The sequence below is a fragment of the Acinetobacter calcoaceticus ANC 3811 genome, assembly GCF_000399665.1.
Taxonomy (GTDB): domain Bacteria; phylum Pseudomonadota; class Gammaproteobacteria; order Pseudomonadales; family Moraxellaceae; genus Acinetobacter; species Acinetobacter calcoaceticus_B.
In genome coordinates this window covers 1,714,125-1,729,868 of sequence record NZ_KB976986.1, presented here as the reverse complement: position 1 = coordinate 1,729,868, position 15,744 = coordinate 1,714,125, and the positions used below count along the sequence as shown (strand labels likewise).

The following is a 15,744-nucleotide window of genomic DNA, read 5'->3' as shown; positions in this document are numbered from 1 at the left end:
TTCTTTACACACAAGGAGTCCGCTATGCGTACTATTTCTTCTCAATTTTTGGTCTTTGCCAAATTCTCTCTAGCCATACCTCCCAACTGGTCTTTAAAACGGTTTAACCGACTCTAGGTTTCTACAACCTTAGCTCGTTACGACTAAAAAATCATAGCAACAATAAAACCTGAGATAGCTTAGGCACATTTTTGTGCTGCTTTTGCATGCCTGTTTTTAGCACTCATTTTAAGAGTAACGGCATTTCTATCTCTTTTAGATACAACAAAAAATTATTTAAACGGTATACCTATGCCAAATTTAGAATCTTCATTTAGAGCACTCAGAGTGCTTCACACCGCAAAAGACTTATTTAATCAATATGGGTTTCATAAGGTCGGGGTCGACCAAATTATTGCAGAAGCCAAAGTTGCCAAAGCTACTTTTTACAACGACTTTCACTCAAAAGCACGACTCATCGAGATGTGTCTCACTTTTCAAAAAGACGCGCTCACAGTAAAAGTGTTTTCCATTGTTAATTCTTACCGTGAAGAAATGGTGCTCGATAAACTTAAGCAGATTTATCTTTTACATGCCGACTTAAATGGCTTTTATCATTTACCCTTTAAAGCAATTTTTGAAATTGAAAAGCTCTATCCAGTTGCCTATAAAGTTGTGGTTGATTATAGAAACTGGTTCGTTAACGAAATCTATAAGTTGCTTTTAACCTTAAAAGCTACGGCCTCCATCCAAGATGCTTACATGTTTTTATTTATGATTGATGGCGCAATGGTCCAACTTTTAGATAAAAATGCAGTAGATGAAAGAGATCGGTTGTTGGAGTATTTCTTTTTAAATTTTGCTTAAGCTATAAAACTTACCTAAGAAAAAGCCTCCAAAAAAGGAGGCTTTTCATTTTAAATAAAGATAGCTGCTTAGCTTAATGCCGCAGGTTTTGCAGCCTGTGCCATTCCTTCAAAATATTGAACGGCAGGCGAGCGAGCCATATAAGCTAAAGCTTGCTCGGTGTCACCTTCATGAAGTGGGTTAAATTTTGGAGAAACCCATCTTAATGTCGCTTTCCACAAATATTTAATGGTCGGTAGGTTGTCTGAGCGAGTCGCAGTTTTTTCAAATTCACGAATAATTTTGAAGTAGCCACGACGCATCAATTTTTGAATATCTTCGTGTTCTAAATCTTGTTGGCCTAAACTACGGGCAAAGTCAGCAAGGAAATAAATAAACAGTGGGAAAACAGCTGCCATAATCACTTGGCGTGACACATAAAACCCAAACTTGTTTGTTAATAGGTGCTCAAATAAGTCGTAGGCAACACAGCGATGCTCAACTTCTTCAGCCAAATGCCAACGGAACAAATCTGCCATAGCAGGGTCAGCCTGGTCCCAAGACTTACTGTCGAGTGTCCATTGACCAATGGTGCCGGTAAAGTGCTCAATTGCAGCAATCACACCTACTCGAAAAAGTAACCAATATTCATCAAGCTTTTCGCCTTTTAAAAAGGGCATACCTAAAGGTTTGTCACCCAATAAAATGTTAAACACAAAATGGGCGCGGTTGAGTGTTTCTTGAATGTCGTAGCCATTTTCACGTAAGAAGTCTTGAGCTTTTTCATGGGCACGTGCATGAGCTGCTTCTTGACGAACAAAGCCAATCACTTCTTGTTTTAAGGTTTCATCGGTAATTAAGGGAAGAGTTTTATTAAACACGCGGCAAAACCAAAATTCACCAGCCGGCAAGAGCATATTAATACCATTTGCTACGTGTGAGCAGAGCGGATCATTCGGCATCCAACAGACAGACGACTCGGCAAAATCAAAATGTACTTTCCTTGCTTTAAGTTGATGATTCCCTGTGATCATATACGTCACCCTATTCATAATTGTTCATTTAATGCGAATGGACAATTTTTAGCATTAAGTAAAATTGATCACCATGTGAGTAAAGGACAAAAACATCTAACAAAAGGCTTATAGAGATAAAAACGGCCTAAGTCAGAGATTTAATAAATAAAAAAGGCTCCTTATGAAAAGGAGCCTTCAGTTCGGGGAGTTAGGCTGTAAAGTTTTTAAGCCTATTCATTTTTCTAAGCTGAAACGATTTATTATAAAGTTCAGGTTAAGTCACGTATCGTGCTTAAAAGTCTAGATCGCTTGCCACTGATCTTTAACTTCTTCTGAATTTTTATTCAGAATGACTTGGTTTTCTTTTACTTCCCCAATCCATCCAGTAGGAATAAGGTGATGTTGACCGCTTTCATCTCGAGTCAGCTTTAATTGGTTTTCACCATCTAGATGGTCGACTGTTCCTACTTTAGTACCACAAGAAGCAATAACGTCTGCGTGTTTTTTAATATCATTAATATTTAAAGTACTCATTTTAGACCTCTTCTTTAGAAATAGAAAAACGGTAAGACTTAAATTACTTTAAATAATTGGATAAATCAGGGGTTTTTAATAAACCTTACAGGATGGGTTTATAAGTTCACTTAATAAATATATTTGAGTAACAATGAAATAATTAGATATAAAACCAATAATATTTATCTTTTTATTACAATTTACATGTTTATTTAAACAGAAGTATTTAGATAAGGTTAAACCAAGTCTTATAAATAATTATTTGCAATGAATATTAAAATACCTATAAATGTGACGATATTAAGTATCTTGAGTGAATTTGAATCTGCCTTAGCTGAAGATAAAAGTAAGCTTCGTATAGATTTACTCTCTCAATTGGTAAGTTTAGCCAAAAATTTACCTCATCCAGCTTCGGGTCAGACCTATCAGCGCTGGCAACTTTTTGCTCAGATTGCTGGAGTCGATTTAAGTTTGGCAAAGCTCTTTGAGTCACATTGCGATGCTGTAAGCATTTTATATGAGTTGGGTTATCAGCAAGAAATAGGTGACCAGCTTTGGGCTGTTTGGGCAGCAGACGGTGGACCAGCTCCATTGCAGGTAAAAGATAACCTGTGTAAGGGCATAAAGCCTTGGTGTTCTGGTGCAGAGTTTATTCAAAAAGCTTTAATGAGTTTTAAAAATCAACAAGGGCAGGCTCAGCTTTGTATTGTTGACTTAAGTCATTCCTCTATTAGCACGGACTTAAGCCACTGGCATGCAGTCGGGATGGATGCGACACAGACTGCAAGAGTAAGTTTTGAAAATACGCCTGTTAAATTGATTGGTCACCCAAATAGTTATTTAAAGCGCTCAGGTTTTTGGCATGGTGCAGCAGGTGTTGCCGCTTGTTGGTATGGTGCCGCCGTTGGTTTAGCTGGTTTTTTACAAGAAAGTTGCCAGGTCAGTCCAAATCCTTTTAAAAAATTGTATTTAGGCGAGGTCGCGCATCAATTAGAAATCACTAAGCAATATTTTAAATATGTTGCTGAACTGATTGACAGCAAACCCATGCTAAATCATGAGCGGGAAATACGAATACTACGTGCCCAAACAGAACAATGCTGTCTGAGTGTGGTTGAGCGAGTAGGGAAAGCATTAGGCGCTCGTCCTTTTTGTGAAGATGCAACTTTTGCACAGCTCATGGCTGATTTGCCTGTGTTTATCAGACAAAGTCATGCTGCTTTTGATTACCAACAAATTACAGAACTTTGTTTATCGGACCAAAGCCTATGGGAACTTTAAAACATCCTTTGGTTGAAGACCGCGTTATTTTTGGTGAAGGTACGTCCAAAGAGCAATGGTTAAATGCATTTCAACAACAACCTTTAGCGCCTTTAAATCTTGAGTTATTTCGCTCTAAAAGGGTGGTGATTGTCGCTCCACATCCTGATGATGAAGTACTTGGTTGCGGTGGTTTAATGCAGCAACTTATTGCGCTGAATTGTAAGATCCTCATTTTAGCGGTAAGTAACGGCACACAAAGCCATCCTAACTCTACAAAATATCCTCCAGATCAGCTCAATATTCTTCGCCCACAAGAAAGCTTGGAAGCCTTAAATTGTTTAGGGGTAGCCGAGTTAACCGAGTATGTGAAGCTTAATTTGTTAGATGGTCAGATTCATTTGCAAACTGATGAACTGTGGCAGAGTTTAGAGCAGATCGTTCAAGCCGATGACATTCTAATTTGTAGCTATGCCTTTGATGGTCACCCAGACCATGAAGCAGTAGGTAAAACCGTACAAGCTTATGCAACCGCTAAGCAACTTCTATGTTTGCACGTATTAATTTGGGCTTGGCATTGGGCAAAGCCTTTAGACTCACGAATTGATTGGTACCGAGCAAAAGCCTACCACTTAACCGAAGAACAGCTAACTAAAAAACATCAAGCAATTTTGCAGTTTAAAACCCAACTTGAAGCAGATGAAACCACGGGCAATGCCGCGGTTCTTTCTTCAAGTGCAATTAAACGTCTTTTAATGCCTTATGAGGTTTATTTGAGTGATTCATTCTCGCATGTACTTTGAAGATTTATATCGTCATAACAGTGATCCGTGGGGCTATGACTCTCATTGGTATGAAGCTCGTAAAAGACAAATTTGTCTCGCGCTGCTGACAAGACCTCGTTACTCAAAAGTGTTAGAAGTGGGGTGTTCAAATGGACATTTAAGTTTTCATTTGGCGCAAAGAGCCGAACAATTGCTGTGTATAGATGTCTCTGAGAGTGCTGTTCGCTTAGCGTCCGAGCGTTTAAAAGAATTTGAGCATGTGGTTGTTGAAAATAGAAAAATACCTGAAGACTACTCAATTCAAAAATTCGATCTCATTTTAATTAGTGAGATGGCCTATTACTTATCGGCTGATGAATTGCAGGAGTTTATTGAAAAGTTAAAACATAGTTTAAATGATGATGGCGAGATTCTTTGTTGTCATTGGCGTCATGAAATTCAAGATTTTGAATTAAATGCAGAACAAGTCCATCAAGGCTTTCAGCAACATTTCTCATTTCATCACTATCTCAGCTTAAACGATCCAGATTTTATGATTGATCTATGGACGGCGAACACTTCCTCTTTAGCACAGCAGGAAAAACTAAGATGAAAATAGGTATCGTCATTCCGGCACATAACGAAGAGCACTATCTATCGGCTTGTTTGCACTCTATTCAGGTCGCTATAGAGAACATTAGCGGTTATGACGTAGAAGTGATTGTGGTACTTGATAACTGTACAGATCAGTCGCGGTTGATTGTACAAAGCCATCAGATCAATTGGATTGAATGCAACTACGCATGTGTTGGGCGAGCACGAGATTTAGGAATTCGTCATTTAATTGGGCGTGGAGTGACGTGGATTGCATGTACGGATGCAGACACGGTGGTTAGTCCTGATTGGCTGCGCTATCAAATTCAGCACCAACCCACAGATGCGATTTGCGGCACGGTAACACTAGATGATTTTAGTCATCTCTCTATAACGAAACAGCAAAAATATTTAGCGCATTATAAAGATCAGATGGATCACGCGCATATTCACGGGGCAAATTTAAGTTTTAGTGCAGAGGTTTATCTTTTGGTAGGTGGCTTTGAGCCTATTTCATGCCATGAAGATGTATCTTTAATCAAAAAACTGATCAAGCATTGTTGCAATATTACTTGGAGTAATCTGGTGCGAGTGACAACAAGTAGTCGCTTAAACGGACGCGCACCTCAGGGTTTATCGTACTTTTTAAATAATCTCTAATGTCTTAAACCATTACCTCGCCCAATATCGAAATATTCTTTAAATTCTTAGGGTCATATTTAATTTTGATGATGCTTCCGACTTTATATTGATCATGATTTTGTTTAGCAATAAGCACCTTTAGGTTTTCAGTCATGATTTGGCCTTGCTCCGTTTGAAATTTCAATTTTATATAACATAACGGGCGATATTGCACCTTAGCTAATGAGTCCTGAAAATATACGACCTCGGCAGAAGTAAGGATTCCTCGTTTATAAATTAAAAATTTATTGAATAGACTTTTAAGAAAAAAGGTCCAAGCAATATAGATAAAGAATAAGCTAAACCAGACCACGCCAATAAAAGTCAAAAAGTCAGAAAATTTCACTCACTAAAACCAGAATTATTCGTTTAACGTATTATTTTAAATGAGTCGATTCATTCGATCTAGTTTATGTGCGTGATCTAAAACATAAGTAGATAAGAACTGAGCGTTAAGCATCAAAATAATGAGATAAATAGCAGGGTATATAACTTAGTTGTTGTATTTATGACTACATATGTAAACAAGTCTTATTATCAAGTGCTTTAGCCCTTAAAATTCTACAAAATAAATTTTTAAGGGGTAAATTTTTGGATTTTTTAAGTTTTTTTCGCGATATTCAGGCTCATTTAAGCCATTATCCTTGGCTAGAGATGTTTGTTTCACTCACGATTTTGATTCTATTTGCAGCATTGGCAACTTTTATTGCTAAACGCATTATTGTGCGGGGCGTTCGTCACTTAGTGACCAAGCTAAAATCACCCAATCAATCTATTTTTGCTCAGCATAGCATCATAAAGAAATTTGCTAACATTGTTCCTGCTATTGTGATTATGAACGGTATTGCAACTGTTCCACATCTAACTCCAAAGTTTATTTCTTTTGTAGAAATGGGTGCGCAAGCATTTATCTTTCTTACACTCGCGCTTACGGTCAGCGAGCTTTTAAATATCTTCAATCTTATTTATCAGCGTAATCCGAAATCAAGAAATAAGCCGATTAAAGGTTACTTACAACTGGTTAAATTAATTTTATTTGTTGTGTGTGGCCTGATGATTTTGGGAACATTCCTTAAAAAGGATGTGTTCACTTTGCTTGCAGGTTTCGGTGCAATGGCAGCGGTATTAATGCTGGTTTTCCAAAACACTATTTTGTCTTTAGTGGCGAGTGTACAAATTGCCTCTTATGACATGGTGCGGATTGGAGACTGGATTGAAATGCCGTCGCTTAATGCAGATGGTGATGTGATTGATATTTCGTTGCATACAGTCACTGTTCAAAATTTTGATAAAACTTACACGACTATTCCGACCAATAAGTTGGTTACCGATACATTTAAAAACTGGCGAGGCATGAGCAATTCGGGCTGCCGTCGAATGAAGCGTTCACTCTTTATCGATCAAAGTAGTGTTCATTTCATGAGTGATGAAGAGCAACAGAAGCTCAAAGAATTTCTATTATTAGATCAATATCTTGATGCAAAGAATTCTGAAATTGAAGATTTTAATAAACAGTTAAGCAACCAATCTCGTTATAACAAGCGCCGTTTAACCAATATTGGGACGTTTAGAGCCTATGTTGAATTTTATTTGCGCCAGCACAAGGGCATTGCTCAAAATCAAACCATTATGGTTCGTCAATTACAGCCGACTAGCCAAGGTTTGCCTTTAGAAATTTATGCATTTACCAATACGATTGCATGGGTTTCTTATGAAGCAATTCAGTCAGATATTTTTGACCACTTAATTGCGATTCTTCCTGAATTTGGTTTACGTGTGTACCAAGCACCTTCGGGTCATGATTTGCAAAGATTAACCGCAGAGATTAATCCAAGTTAAGTTTTAAGCTGTTAATAGCAGGTCCTCAACTATTTTTAAAAAGCTCCCAAATGGGGGCTTTTTTGATGTTTCATCTCTAGTGACCTGTGAGAAAAATATATAAATCTGATAGTGAATTGACTCATTCCGGTTGAGAACTAGAAGTTAAGAGGAGCGAAAATTGAATTCGAACCATTCTCTGTAGATTATCCAGCAAACCAAATATTCTGATGATCACACATTGGACTCAAATGTTTAATACGTAGATTGTCTCGCTCAAAATCGCCACTTCCACCAGCAATATCTAATTCGTTGCCTATGGCGATATGCCTACCTTTATAGCTTAAAGCTTCTTTTTCAGAATCCCACTGAGCCGAGTGCTCGGGAAAGATAATCAGAATATCGTTTACATAAAGGCATTCTTGTTTTAGCTGCAAAATTCCTTTTAAGCGCGCTGAAGCAGAAACACCATTAGATTGATAAACAGGGAGTTTCACCGCACTAGTATTTTCGTTCGCTTCTTGCTGCCCACATCCTGTAAGGAGTACCAATACAACTGCGCAAATTAATTTATTATTAATACCCAATTTTGTTCCTATAGGGATTTCCATATAATTTTGATAGTAATGGACTAATGTTGCATATCAATCTTTAGATTGTTAGAGAAGATTTCATCTCATTACGTTTTGAAGTTAATTATTTAAAAATAAAAAACTTATTCATTTACATGAATAGTTCTTAAATTATTATATTTTATTTATTTGTATATTGTTGGCTTTTTCATCTGAATTTTGGGCCAACATAAGTCGTGTAATTTTCTTTGAAAAAAAGTATTTGTAATTTATTTTTAACCTTAATTTTATCTTAAGGCATAAATATTTAGATAGGAGCTAATGAATATGTATGTTGGGAGAACATACAATGATGAGTCATGAGAATTTATCTAAAACCTTGAGTAAGGTTCCAGAAGTCACCTTATTATTCTGGATTATTAAAATTGCAGCTACAACGCTAGGTGAAACTGCTGGAGATGCGCTGTCTATGTCCCTAAATTTGGGGTATGTAATCAGCACTGCAATTTTTGCTGTGATCTTTGCAGTATTTGTCGGACTACAAATTAAAGCTAAAAACTATAATTCATTTTTCTACTGGGCGACAATCATCGCCACTACCACGTTAGGTACGACAATTGCCGATTTTGTTGATCGAACCTTAGGTGTGGGCTATGCCGGAGGAAGTTTAATATTACTTATTTTATTAGGCATATCTCTGTTTGTTTGGTATTTAAGTTGCGGCACAATTTCAGTAAAAAGTGTTCAATCTGCAAAAAGTGAAGCTTTCTATTGGTTAACCATCATGTTTTCTCAAACATTAGGGACAGCTTTAGGAGACTGGACTGCTGATACTCAAGGCTTAGGATATACCAGCGCTGCTTTGATTTTTGGTACGTTATTATTGGTGTTAGCAATCTGCTATTTTTATACCAAAATTTCAAGAACCTTATTATTTTGGTTGGCCTTTGTTCTTACCAGACCTCTAGGTGCAGTATTGGGAGATTTCCTTGATAAACCTATCGCACATGGTGGATTAGAGTTAAGTAGATTTAGCGCGTCTTTTGTTTTATTAGCTTTCATTGTTGTCTGTTTAGTAGTCTTTAAACCTAAAGCAGCTCAGTCATCTCATTAGATTAGCTGCTCATTAAAAACCACATGATTCTCTTGAGTGATGTGGTTTTTTTATTTGAGAGTAGGCGTTTTTAAGAGACTTTACGGGTTATCCACCAAAATAATAATGCCAGAAGGCTAACACCTGCACCGAGTGCACACACGCCAAACCATCCAGCATAGGCGTAAGTTGCTGTTGTACTAATTGCACCTAGCCCACTACCGATTGCATAAAAGAGCATGTATAGACCAACAAGCCGACTATGCGCTTCTGGACGAGTGCGAAAAATCATACTCTGGTTGGTCACATGTAAGGCTTGTCCACCCAAGTCTAGCAATACGATACCAATCACGAGTGCCCACAGTGAGTAAGCCATGAGTGAGAGTGGACCCCAAGCAAGCAGTAATATTACAAGTGCTGCTAAGCTTGTGCGCTGAGCATATCCGCGGTCGGCCCAATAACCCGCACGTGCAGCAGCCAGAGCACCAACAACTCCAACAAGTCCAAAAGACCCAATAATAGTATGCGAAAAACTGTAAGGCGGCTCACTTAACGGTAGTACCAATGCACTCCAAAAAATATTGAATGCAGCGAACATGAGTAAAGCTAACACACCGCGCACTTGTAGCACTTTTTCTTGGCGAAGCAGTTTTAACATGGATGCTAAAAGTTGCGGGTAGCGCATGGTAACGCGCTGAACCTCTAAATGAGGCAGACGTTTCCAAAGAGGTAACGCAATCATGAGCATGATGATGGCTGCACAGAAGTACACGCCACGCCATCCCGCTAAATCGCTAATTCCTCCTGAAAATACTCGGGCAAGCAGTAAACCAATGAACACACCACTTTGTGCAGTGCCAACCACATGTCCTTGCTCATGTGGGAGAGCAGCACTCACAGCATAAGCGATAAGCCCTTGAGTCATGGCTGTGCCGAGTAAACCTACGGCAAGCATTCCTGCCAAAAGAACAATTGTAGAGTGAGCAAAGGCAACCACGAGTAATGCTGAGATCAAAGCCAGTAATTGCATAGCCATTAATCGACGCCGATTTACAAGGTCACCTAACGGTACTAAGAACACGAGTGCAAGGGCGCAACCTATTTGAGTGGCTGTAACTACACCGCCAATGGCAGCATGACTAACGTTAAAGTCCTTAGCTAAGATGTCGAGCAAAGGCTGCGCATAATAGACATTTGCTACGCTTGCACCACTTGCTATAGCAAACAGCAAAATTATGCCACGAGGCATGCTTGAAAGTCGTTTATCGCTTTCGGCGTGTGAAGTTGAAGATGCAAGAGAAGCTTTCATGGCTCTAAACTCACCCAATCTGGTTTTAAAATGCAACTAGTTGAATATTAAGTCTACTAGTTTTAAAATGCAACTAGATAACTTGTTACTGATGATTGGTAAGGAAACTCGATGACGAACTCTACATTGTTAAAAGATGAACCTTGTCCTGTTGCGCGCTGCGTCAATCTGATAGGAGACCGCTGGTCACTGCTTATTGTGCGTGATGCTTTTGATGGAATGCGCCGTTTTGGAGATTTCCAGCGGAGCTTAGGTGTTGCGCGAAATATTCTTTCTGACCGACTAAAAAAATTAGTGGATGCTGGTGTTCTTGAAATGCAAGATGCTTCCGATGGCACGGCTTATCAGGAATATGTATTGACTGCTAAAGGGGAGAGTTTATTCCCAGTCGTTGTAGCTTTACGACAATGGGGAGAACAGAACCTATTTGAAAGTGGTGAGCGTCATTCTCTGTTAATTGATAAAACGACAGGACAACAAATTCCATTTATGACGCCAGTCGCGGCAGATGGAACAGTGCTGAAAGCTTCTAATACCCAAGTGCAAAAGGTGAAATAAAATAACACAAAACAAAAATAACCTTTTTTAACTTAAATTTGGGCAGATTAGTTGGTACCCTTGCGCGTCAAATTAAGGTGAGATTATGAGATTTATATTCCTCTTTATAAGCGCAATTTCAATTCAATGTTATGCAGCATCAGAAGCCATGGAACTTCATTACTGTGAAACTGTGAAGAAAGCAGCGAGTGGGGTGATGGATGCAAGACAACATGAAGTGCCAGCTAAAGAGTTACACGACATCGCCAATCATCTTGAAGAGCAACAAGCCAAACAACTTTATCAAGAGCTTATCAAATCCGCATATTCTTCAAAATTATTTGAAGACCCTCTCATTAAGTCAAAAGCTGTCGAAAATTTTCAAACCACTTGGCATGAACAATGTTTGGCAAAAGAATTGGCTAAAAATATTTGAGAAGGTTAGTGAGAAAAGGTTAACTAGAAGGCAGGAAAAATTTTATTAAGTTTCTTGTTCTGTTTTGCGCTTGATGTCTATGCAACTGAGTCTGATGATTTCATAAAATTGGTGCCTCGAAATTTATACTAGAAGCAATTTCCAAAAGTTCATATTAGTGATGAGAAGCTTCAAGGATATGGCAGGGAATTTGTAATAGCTTTTGAAGTAGCTAAGAGGGTAAAATAACAACTACAAAAATCATTAAAAGTAGTGGTCTTAAATATTTAGATAACAAATGCTTAAAAGCAATGAAAATGCTAGTTTTTATTCTTATTGAGAAAATGGTGTTTATTATCCTATTAGTGGCGAACAGCCTTTGAATTTAAGTGTTTCTAGACAGCCTACATTTAAAGTGTTTTCAAAGATAATTGTTAATCAAAAAGACATTAAAGGAAAGACTAGATATATTAGTATTTACTCAGAAGCTGATGATAATTAAAAATAATTATTGCAAAGATACAAAGAAGTAGTGGTTTATAAAAACTAGATGAATTTCGTAAACAAGCCAAATTTTGTCCTGTAATGGTCAATGATATTTCATATTCCATACGCGAAATATCATAATATACATTTTCTAAGTTATTAAATATTATTGAATAGGTGTAGAAATTCTATTTCTATGTTTAATTCACCCATGGGTGGTTTTTCACTTTACGAACTGTTAAATTTTTAACTATATATTTAAGCGGATAATTTAATGAAAAGAATACTAATTATATTTTTATTAGCTATTGGGGTAACTGGGTGTGTCAATTATCATAGTTCTTTACCTAATGAAAATCAAAGTGAAGCTTCTTTAGAAGCTGAGAAGTATAAAAAACTATATCAACAAATGATTTACAAGGCTTGGGATGTACCAAAAGGTTCCTCAGGTATGTCTGTGAAAGTGAGAGTTCTACTAAACGAGAATGGTGAGCCAATAAAGATAATCTATTTCAATGAGGTTAATGAAAATTTTAAGTTAAGTATAGAAAGGGCTATTAAGAAGGTCAGCCCTTTTCTATTGCCTAAAAAAGATGAGGTGAAATTAAGAGCTAGAAATTTAGCTATTAGTTTTAAAGCAACTTAACATTGGAATTCTGTTAAATATATTAAGTCTATTTCATTTTTTTCAAATTGATATTTTTAAAATTTAAATCTTATACTATCAATAGTTACAAGGATTGGTTTTTTAATTTGTGTATGAATTTAAATGTACAAGTACCATAAGCCATTTGATGAAATGTATGTAATATTGTTCTATGTGGTTTTATTTTTAAGAATAACTTTAAATTAATTTCAGATTGGGATTTTGAATTTCGCTATTAAAATAAATAAATTGTTTAATAACTACTCTGTTGTGATAATTGATATACTCAATACAATCTAGTTATTGTATTATATTTTAAAATATTATTTTAATTTGTATTATGAGTATTCAGTCTAAAAAAATTATATTGGTTGCTAATTCTGATAGTGTTTTTGATATTAATAGTATTATTAATGATCAGGATGTAATAGTTAGATTTAATATTCCAAATAAACAAAAAATTGAGATTACAGGGCGTAGGACGGACTTTCTTTTTCTGGCAAATACGGTTGATTTAATGGAAAAAAGATTGAGAAATAAAAAATTTAATAATTTTGTAGATGCGCTAAAAAATACTAATATTTTTTTTCCATATGAAGATGATTTAATCAATAAAATAAATCCAGTTTATAAGCTTGTCTATAGGAGATTTTTTATAAAATTTAAAAAAGATGTTAAGAATTCAAATAATAATAAATATATAAGTTACTTTTTTAAAAAAAATATAAAAGTAAATGTGATAGATCAATCTTATTACTGGGCTGCTAAAAATCTCATGAATAAAGAAAGTTCTTCAATATTAACTACTGGATTTATAGCAATGTACTATTTCTTACATAATGAAGAATACACAAATTATGATATATATTTACACGGTTTTACTTTCCAAGGATGGTCAGGACACGACTGGGAGCAAGAAAAAAAATGTATATTAAATTTAATAGCTAATCAGAAAATACATATTTTTTGAAGGAGTAATTTTTCTTTTAATTTCCATACTAAAAAAGGGCATTCATACCCCTTGGTATTAAGGTGAATTACTTAATCATCAGCATTTTGGCAATTTCCGAAGTCGTAGGATTATTAAGTATTCACCAAAATACTAATTGTTTTGTAGCCTGCCATCTTTGCTAAAATTGTCAACTGACAAACGTTAGTCATGAACAAAACGGATAATAGCTTTATGATGTGCATTAGGGAAAGTAATAACACCATCCTCCGCATAAGTTAAGTTGCCATATTAATCGAAAGATATTGGAGTTAAGGGGAACTATGCAGTTATCGTCGGGTAACTAAGAAAGTAATTTTTTTGCTCTGGCAGTTAGAGGCACATCGCAAGTGTCTAAATGATATCCACTTTAGGGGGTGCCGCAACGGTAATATAAAACTTTTCTTTAATATGATTTCGACTAGTCAAAGCTAACTACTAGACAATAAAAAAACCACCTAATTCTTTCGAATTAGGTGGTTTTTAAATTTTGGAGCGGGAAACGAGACTCGAACTCGCGACCCCAACCTTGGCAAGGTTATGCTCTACCAACTGAGCTATTCCCGCAATGTGAGCACATTATAGAGTGTTTCACTAAAGTGTCAACACTCTTGTGATTTAATTGAACATTTAATCAGCACGACGCCAAACTGTACCTTGGCGAGTGTCTTCTAATACAACACCTTGGTCGAGCAAAGACTGACGAATACCATCTGCTTTAGCAAAATCTTTTGCTTTTTTCGCATCAACACGTTGTTGAATGAAATCTTCAATTTCAGCATCAGACAAAGTAAGTGCTTCTTGTCCAATATCTGATTTTAAGAAATCATCTACATTGTGTTGTACCAAACCTAAAATGTTGGTGAGGTGACGTAATGTCGAATAAAGCACAGTCGCTTGGTCAGCTTGCTCTTCTTTTACAGCACGGTTTAACTCTTTGTTCAGTTCAAACAATACCGCCATTGCTTCGGCAGTGTTGAAGTCATCACACATTGCATTGTTAAAGCGTTCAACAAAGCTTTGATCAAGCGTTTCAGTTGTCGTTTGACCATACACTTGTTGGTAAGCTTTAAATGAGTGATAGAAACGAGTTAAAGAAGTTTTTGCTTCTTTAAGTGCCACATCAGAGAAGTTCACAGGACTACGATAGTGCGAAGACACAATAAAGTAGCGGATCACTTCAGGGTGGAATTTTTCCATCACGTCACGAATAGTAAAGAAGTTGCCTAAAGACTTAGACATCTTTTCACCGTCAACGTTAATGAAGCCAACATGCATCCAGTAGTTTACATATTGTTCGCCAGTTGAAGCCTCACTTTGCGCAATTTCATTTTCATGGTGCGGGAACATTAAATCTGAACCACCACCATGAATGTCAAAGTGATTGCCTAAGCAGCAAGTCGACATTGCAGAACATTCAATGTGCCAACCCGGACGGCCATTACCCCAAGGAGATGCCCAAGATGGTTCATTTTCTTTGGCATGTTTCCAAAGTACAAAGTCAAATGGATGTTTCTTTTCAACTTCTACATCAACACGCTCACTCGCGCCAGCTTGCATATCATCAAGCTTACGACCAGAGAGGCGACCATATTTTTCGAATTTGGTAACTTCAAAATAAACATCACCGTTTGCAGAAGGGTAAGCTGAGCCTTTATTGACTAAATTACCAATCATATTTTGCATCTGATCGATATATTCAGTTGCTTTAGGTGCTTCATCAGGTGCAGCACAGCCCAAGTTAGCTGCATCTTCGTTCATTGCATCAATGAAACGAGTGGTGAGCTGCTGAATAGTTTCGCCATTTTCATTCGCACGTTTAATAATTTTGTCGTCAATGTCGGTAATGTTGCGAATATAGCGAACGCTCCAGCCTTGACTACGCAAGAAACGAATAATGTAGTCAAATGCAACCATAACTCGAGCATGCCCGATATGACAGTAATCGTAAACGGTCATACCGCAGACGTACATATCGATGTGACCTTCTTTGCGAGGTACAAATTCAACTTTTTTTCGTTGCTCAGAGTTATATAAAACAAACGGTTGCATAAGGGTTTTCAAACACTCAACAAAAACAGTGTTACATCATAACTGATGCATCATTTTTCACAAAGTTTTATGCAAGAATTTTATAAGCTTGTGAAATCTTATACATTTAAAAACGTGTAGATGATTGAGTTATGTTAGAATGCCCCCAAATCTTTTGATTAAAATCACCGAT

The 15,744-nt window shown here is 36.8% G+C and carries 17 protein-coding genes and 1 tRNA gene; 11 read left to right on the top strand and 7 right to left on the bottom strand.

The genetic code is table 11. From position 1 onward, the window contains the following. Positions 1 to 291 precede the first annotated feature (291 nt). The gene (locus F935_RS09440) at positions 292 to 846 is read left to right on the top strand and encodes a TetR/AcrR family transcriptional regulator (RefSeq protein ID WP_016138718.1); all 555 of its coding nucleotides are present in this window, start codon (positions 292 to 294) and stop codon (positions 844 to 846) included. 68 nt (positions 847 to 914) lie between these two features. Here F935_RS09440 and F935_RS09435 read toward each other — a convergent pair whose 3' ends face one another. Together F935_RS09435 and F935_RS09430 are read right to left on the bottom strand one after the other, a co-directional pair. After that, entirely contained in the window at positions 915 to 1,859 is a 945-nt protein-coding gene (locus tag F935_RS09435; RefSeq protein WP_016138717.1) for a metal-dependent hydrolase, read from the bottom strand. Positions 1,860 to 2,141: 282 nt separating this feature from the next. Continuing rightward, positions 2,142 to 2,375: a DUF2171 domain-containing protein gene (locus F935_RS09430; protein WP_004793546.1), complete on the bottom strand. Its 234-nt coding sequence runs from the start codon at positions 2,373 to 2,375 to the stop codon at positions 2,142 to 2,144. Between the two features lie 249 nt (positions 2,376 to 2,624). Between F935_RS09430 and F935_RS09425 the strand changes: the two genes are divergently transcribed. The 4 genes from F935_RS09425 to F935_RS09410 are packed head-to-tail and all read left to right on the top strand — an operon-like array spanning position 2,625 to position 5,635. Continuing rightward, positions 2,625 to 3,638 carry a hypothetical protein gene (locus F935_RS09425; RefSeq protein WP_016138716.1) on the top strand — a complete coding sequence of 338 codons (1,014 nt, stop codon included), beginning with the start codon at positions 2,625 to 2,627 and terminating at the stop codon, positions 3,636 to 3,638. Next, positions 3,626 to 4,420: a PIG-L deacetylase family protein gene (locus tag F935_RS09420; protein ID WP_016138715.1), complete on the top strand. Its 795-nt coding sequence runs from the start codon at positions 3,626 to 3,628 to the stop codon at positions 4,418 to 4,420. The genes F935_RS09425 and F935_RS09420 overlap by 13 nt, the downstream gene beginning before the upstream one ends. Further along, positions 4,395 to 4,994, top strand: a complete 600-nt coding sequence (locus F935_RS09415) for a class I SAM-dependent methyltransferase (RefSeq protein ID WP_016138714.1) — start codon at positions 4,395 to 4,397, stop codon at positions 4,992 to 4,994. The genes F935_RS09420 and F935_RS09415 overlap by 26 nt, the downstream gene beginning before the upstream one ends. Beyond that, positions 4,991 to 5,635 carry a glycosyltransferase family 2 protein gene (locus F935_RS09410; protein ID WP_016138713.1) on the top strand — a complete coding sequence of 215 codons (645 nt, stop codon included), beginning with the start codon at positions 4,991 to 4,993 and terminating at the stop codon, positions 5,633 to 5,635. The genes F935_RS09415 and F935_RS09410 overlap by 4 nt, the downstream gene beginning before the upstream one ends. Positions 5,636 to 5,639: 4 nt before the next feature. On the opposite strand, the gene F935_RS09405 is transcribed toward F935_RS09410, so the two are convergent. Beyond that, complete coding sequence (locus F935_RS09405) at positions 5,640 to 6,002, bottom strand: DUF3592 domain-containing protein (RefSeq protein ID WP_051110041.1); 363 nt, start codon at positions 6,000 to 6,002, stop codon at positions 5,640 to 5,642. Positions 6,003 to 6,247: 245 nt separating this feature from the next. On the opposite strand from F935_RS09405, the gene F935_RS09400 reads away from it, so the two are divergent. Next, positions 6,248 to 7,495 carry a mechanosensitive ion channel family protein gene (locus tag F935_RS09400; RefSeq protein ID WP_016138712.1) on the top strand — a complete coding sequence of 416 codons (1,248 nt, stop codon included), beginning with the start codon at positions 6,248 to 6,250 and terminating at the stop codon, positions 7,493 to 7,495. Positions 7,496 to 7,680: 185 nt separating this feature from the next. Here F935_RS09400 and F935_RS09395 read toward each other — a convergent pair whose 3' ends face one another. Then, complete coding sequence (locus tag F935_RS09395) at positions 7,681 to 8,085, bottom strand: hypothetical protein (RefSeq protein WP_016138711.1); 405 nt, start codon at positions 8,083 to 8,085, stop codon at positions 7,681 to 7,683. Positions 8,086 to 8,395: 310 nt separating this feature from the next. Here F935_RS09395 and F935_RS09390 point away from each other — a divergent pair, with 310 nt between their 5' ends. Then, the gene (locus F935_RS09390) at positions 8,396 to 9,160 is read left to right on the top strand and encodes a COG4705 family protein (RefSeq protein ID WP_016138710.1); all 765 of its coding nucleotides are present in this window, start codon (positions 8,396 to 8,398) and stop codon (positions 9,158 to 9,160) included. A 70-nt stretch (positions 9,161 to 9,230) separates the two neighbouring features. Here F935_RS09390 and F935_RS09385 read toward each other — a convergent pair whose 3' ends face one another. Next, a complete protein-coding gene (locus F935_RS09385; RefSeq protein ID WP_016138709.1) occupies positions 9,231 to 10,448 on the bottom strand; it encodes an MFS transporter in 1,218 nt (405 codons plus the stop codon). Positions 10,449 to 10,559: 111 nt separating this feature from the next. On the opposite strand from F935_RS09385, the gene F935_RS09380 reads away from it, so the two are divergent. The 4 genes from F935_RS09380 to F935_RS09365 all read left to right on the top strand — a co-directional run bounded on the left by F935_RS09380 (position 10,560) and on the right by F935_RS09365 (position 13,502). Continuing rightward, complete coding sequence (locus tag F935_RS09380; protein WP_016138708.1) at positions 10,560 to 11,006, top strand: winged helix-turn-helix transcriptional regulator; 447 nt, start codon at positions 10,560 to 10,562, stop codon at positions 11,004 to 11,006. An 85-nt stretch (positions 11,007 to 11,091) separates the two neighbouring features. Next, the gene (locus F935_RS09375; protein ID WP_016138707.1) at positions 11,092 to 11,421 is read left to right on the top strand and encodes a hypothetical protein; all 330 of its coding nucleotides are present in this window, start codon (positions 11,092 to 11,094) and stop codon (positions 11,419 to 11,421) included. A gap of 739 nt (positions 11,422 to 12,160) precedes the next feature. Continuing rightward, a complete protein-coding gene (locus F935_RS09370) occupies positions 12,161 to 12,532 on the top strand; it encodes a cell envelope integrity TolA family protein (protein WP_016138706.1) in 372 nt (123 codons plus the stop codon). A gap of 340 nt (positions 12,533 to 12,872) precedes the next feature. Next, on the top strand, positions 12,873 to 13,502 hold the full coding sequence (locus F935_RS09365) for a hypothetical protein (protein ID WP_016138705.1): 630 nt from the start codon (positions 12,873 to 12,875) through the stop codon (positions 13,500 to 13,502). Between the two features lie 509 nt (positions 13,503 to 14,011). Here F935_RS09365 and F935_RS09360 read toward each other — a convergent pair. Next, positions 14,012 to 14,087, bottom strand: a tRNA-Gly gene (locus tag F935_RS09360). A 63-nt stretch (positions 14,088 to 14,150) separates the two neighbouring features. Beyond that, positions 14,151 to 15,572, bottom strand: coding sequence for a cysteine--tRNA ligase (cysS, locus tag F935_RS09355; RefSeq protein WP_016138704.1), 1,422 nt, complete (start codon positions 15,570 to 15,572; stop codon positions 14,151 to 14,153). Between the last annotated feature and the right edge of the window lie 172 nt (positions 15,573 to 15,744).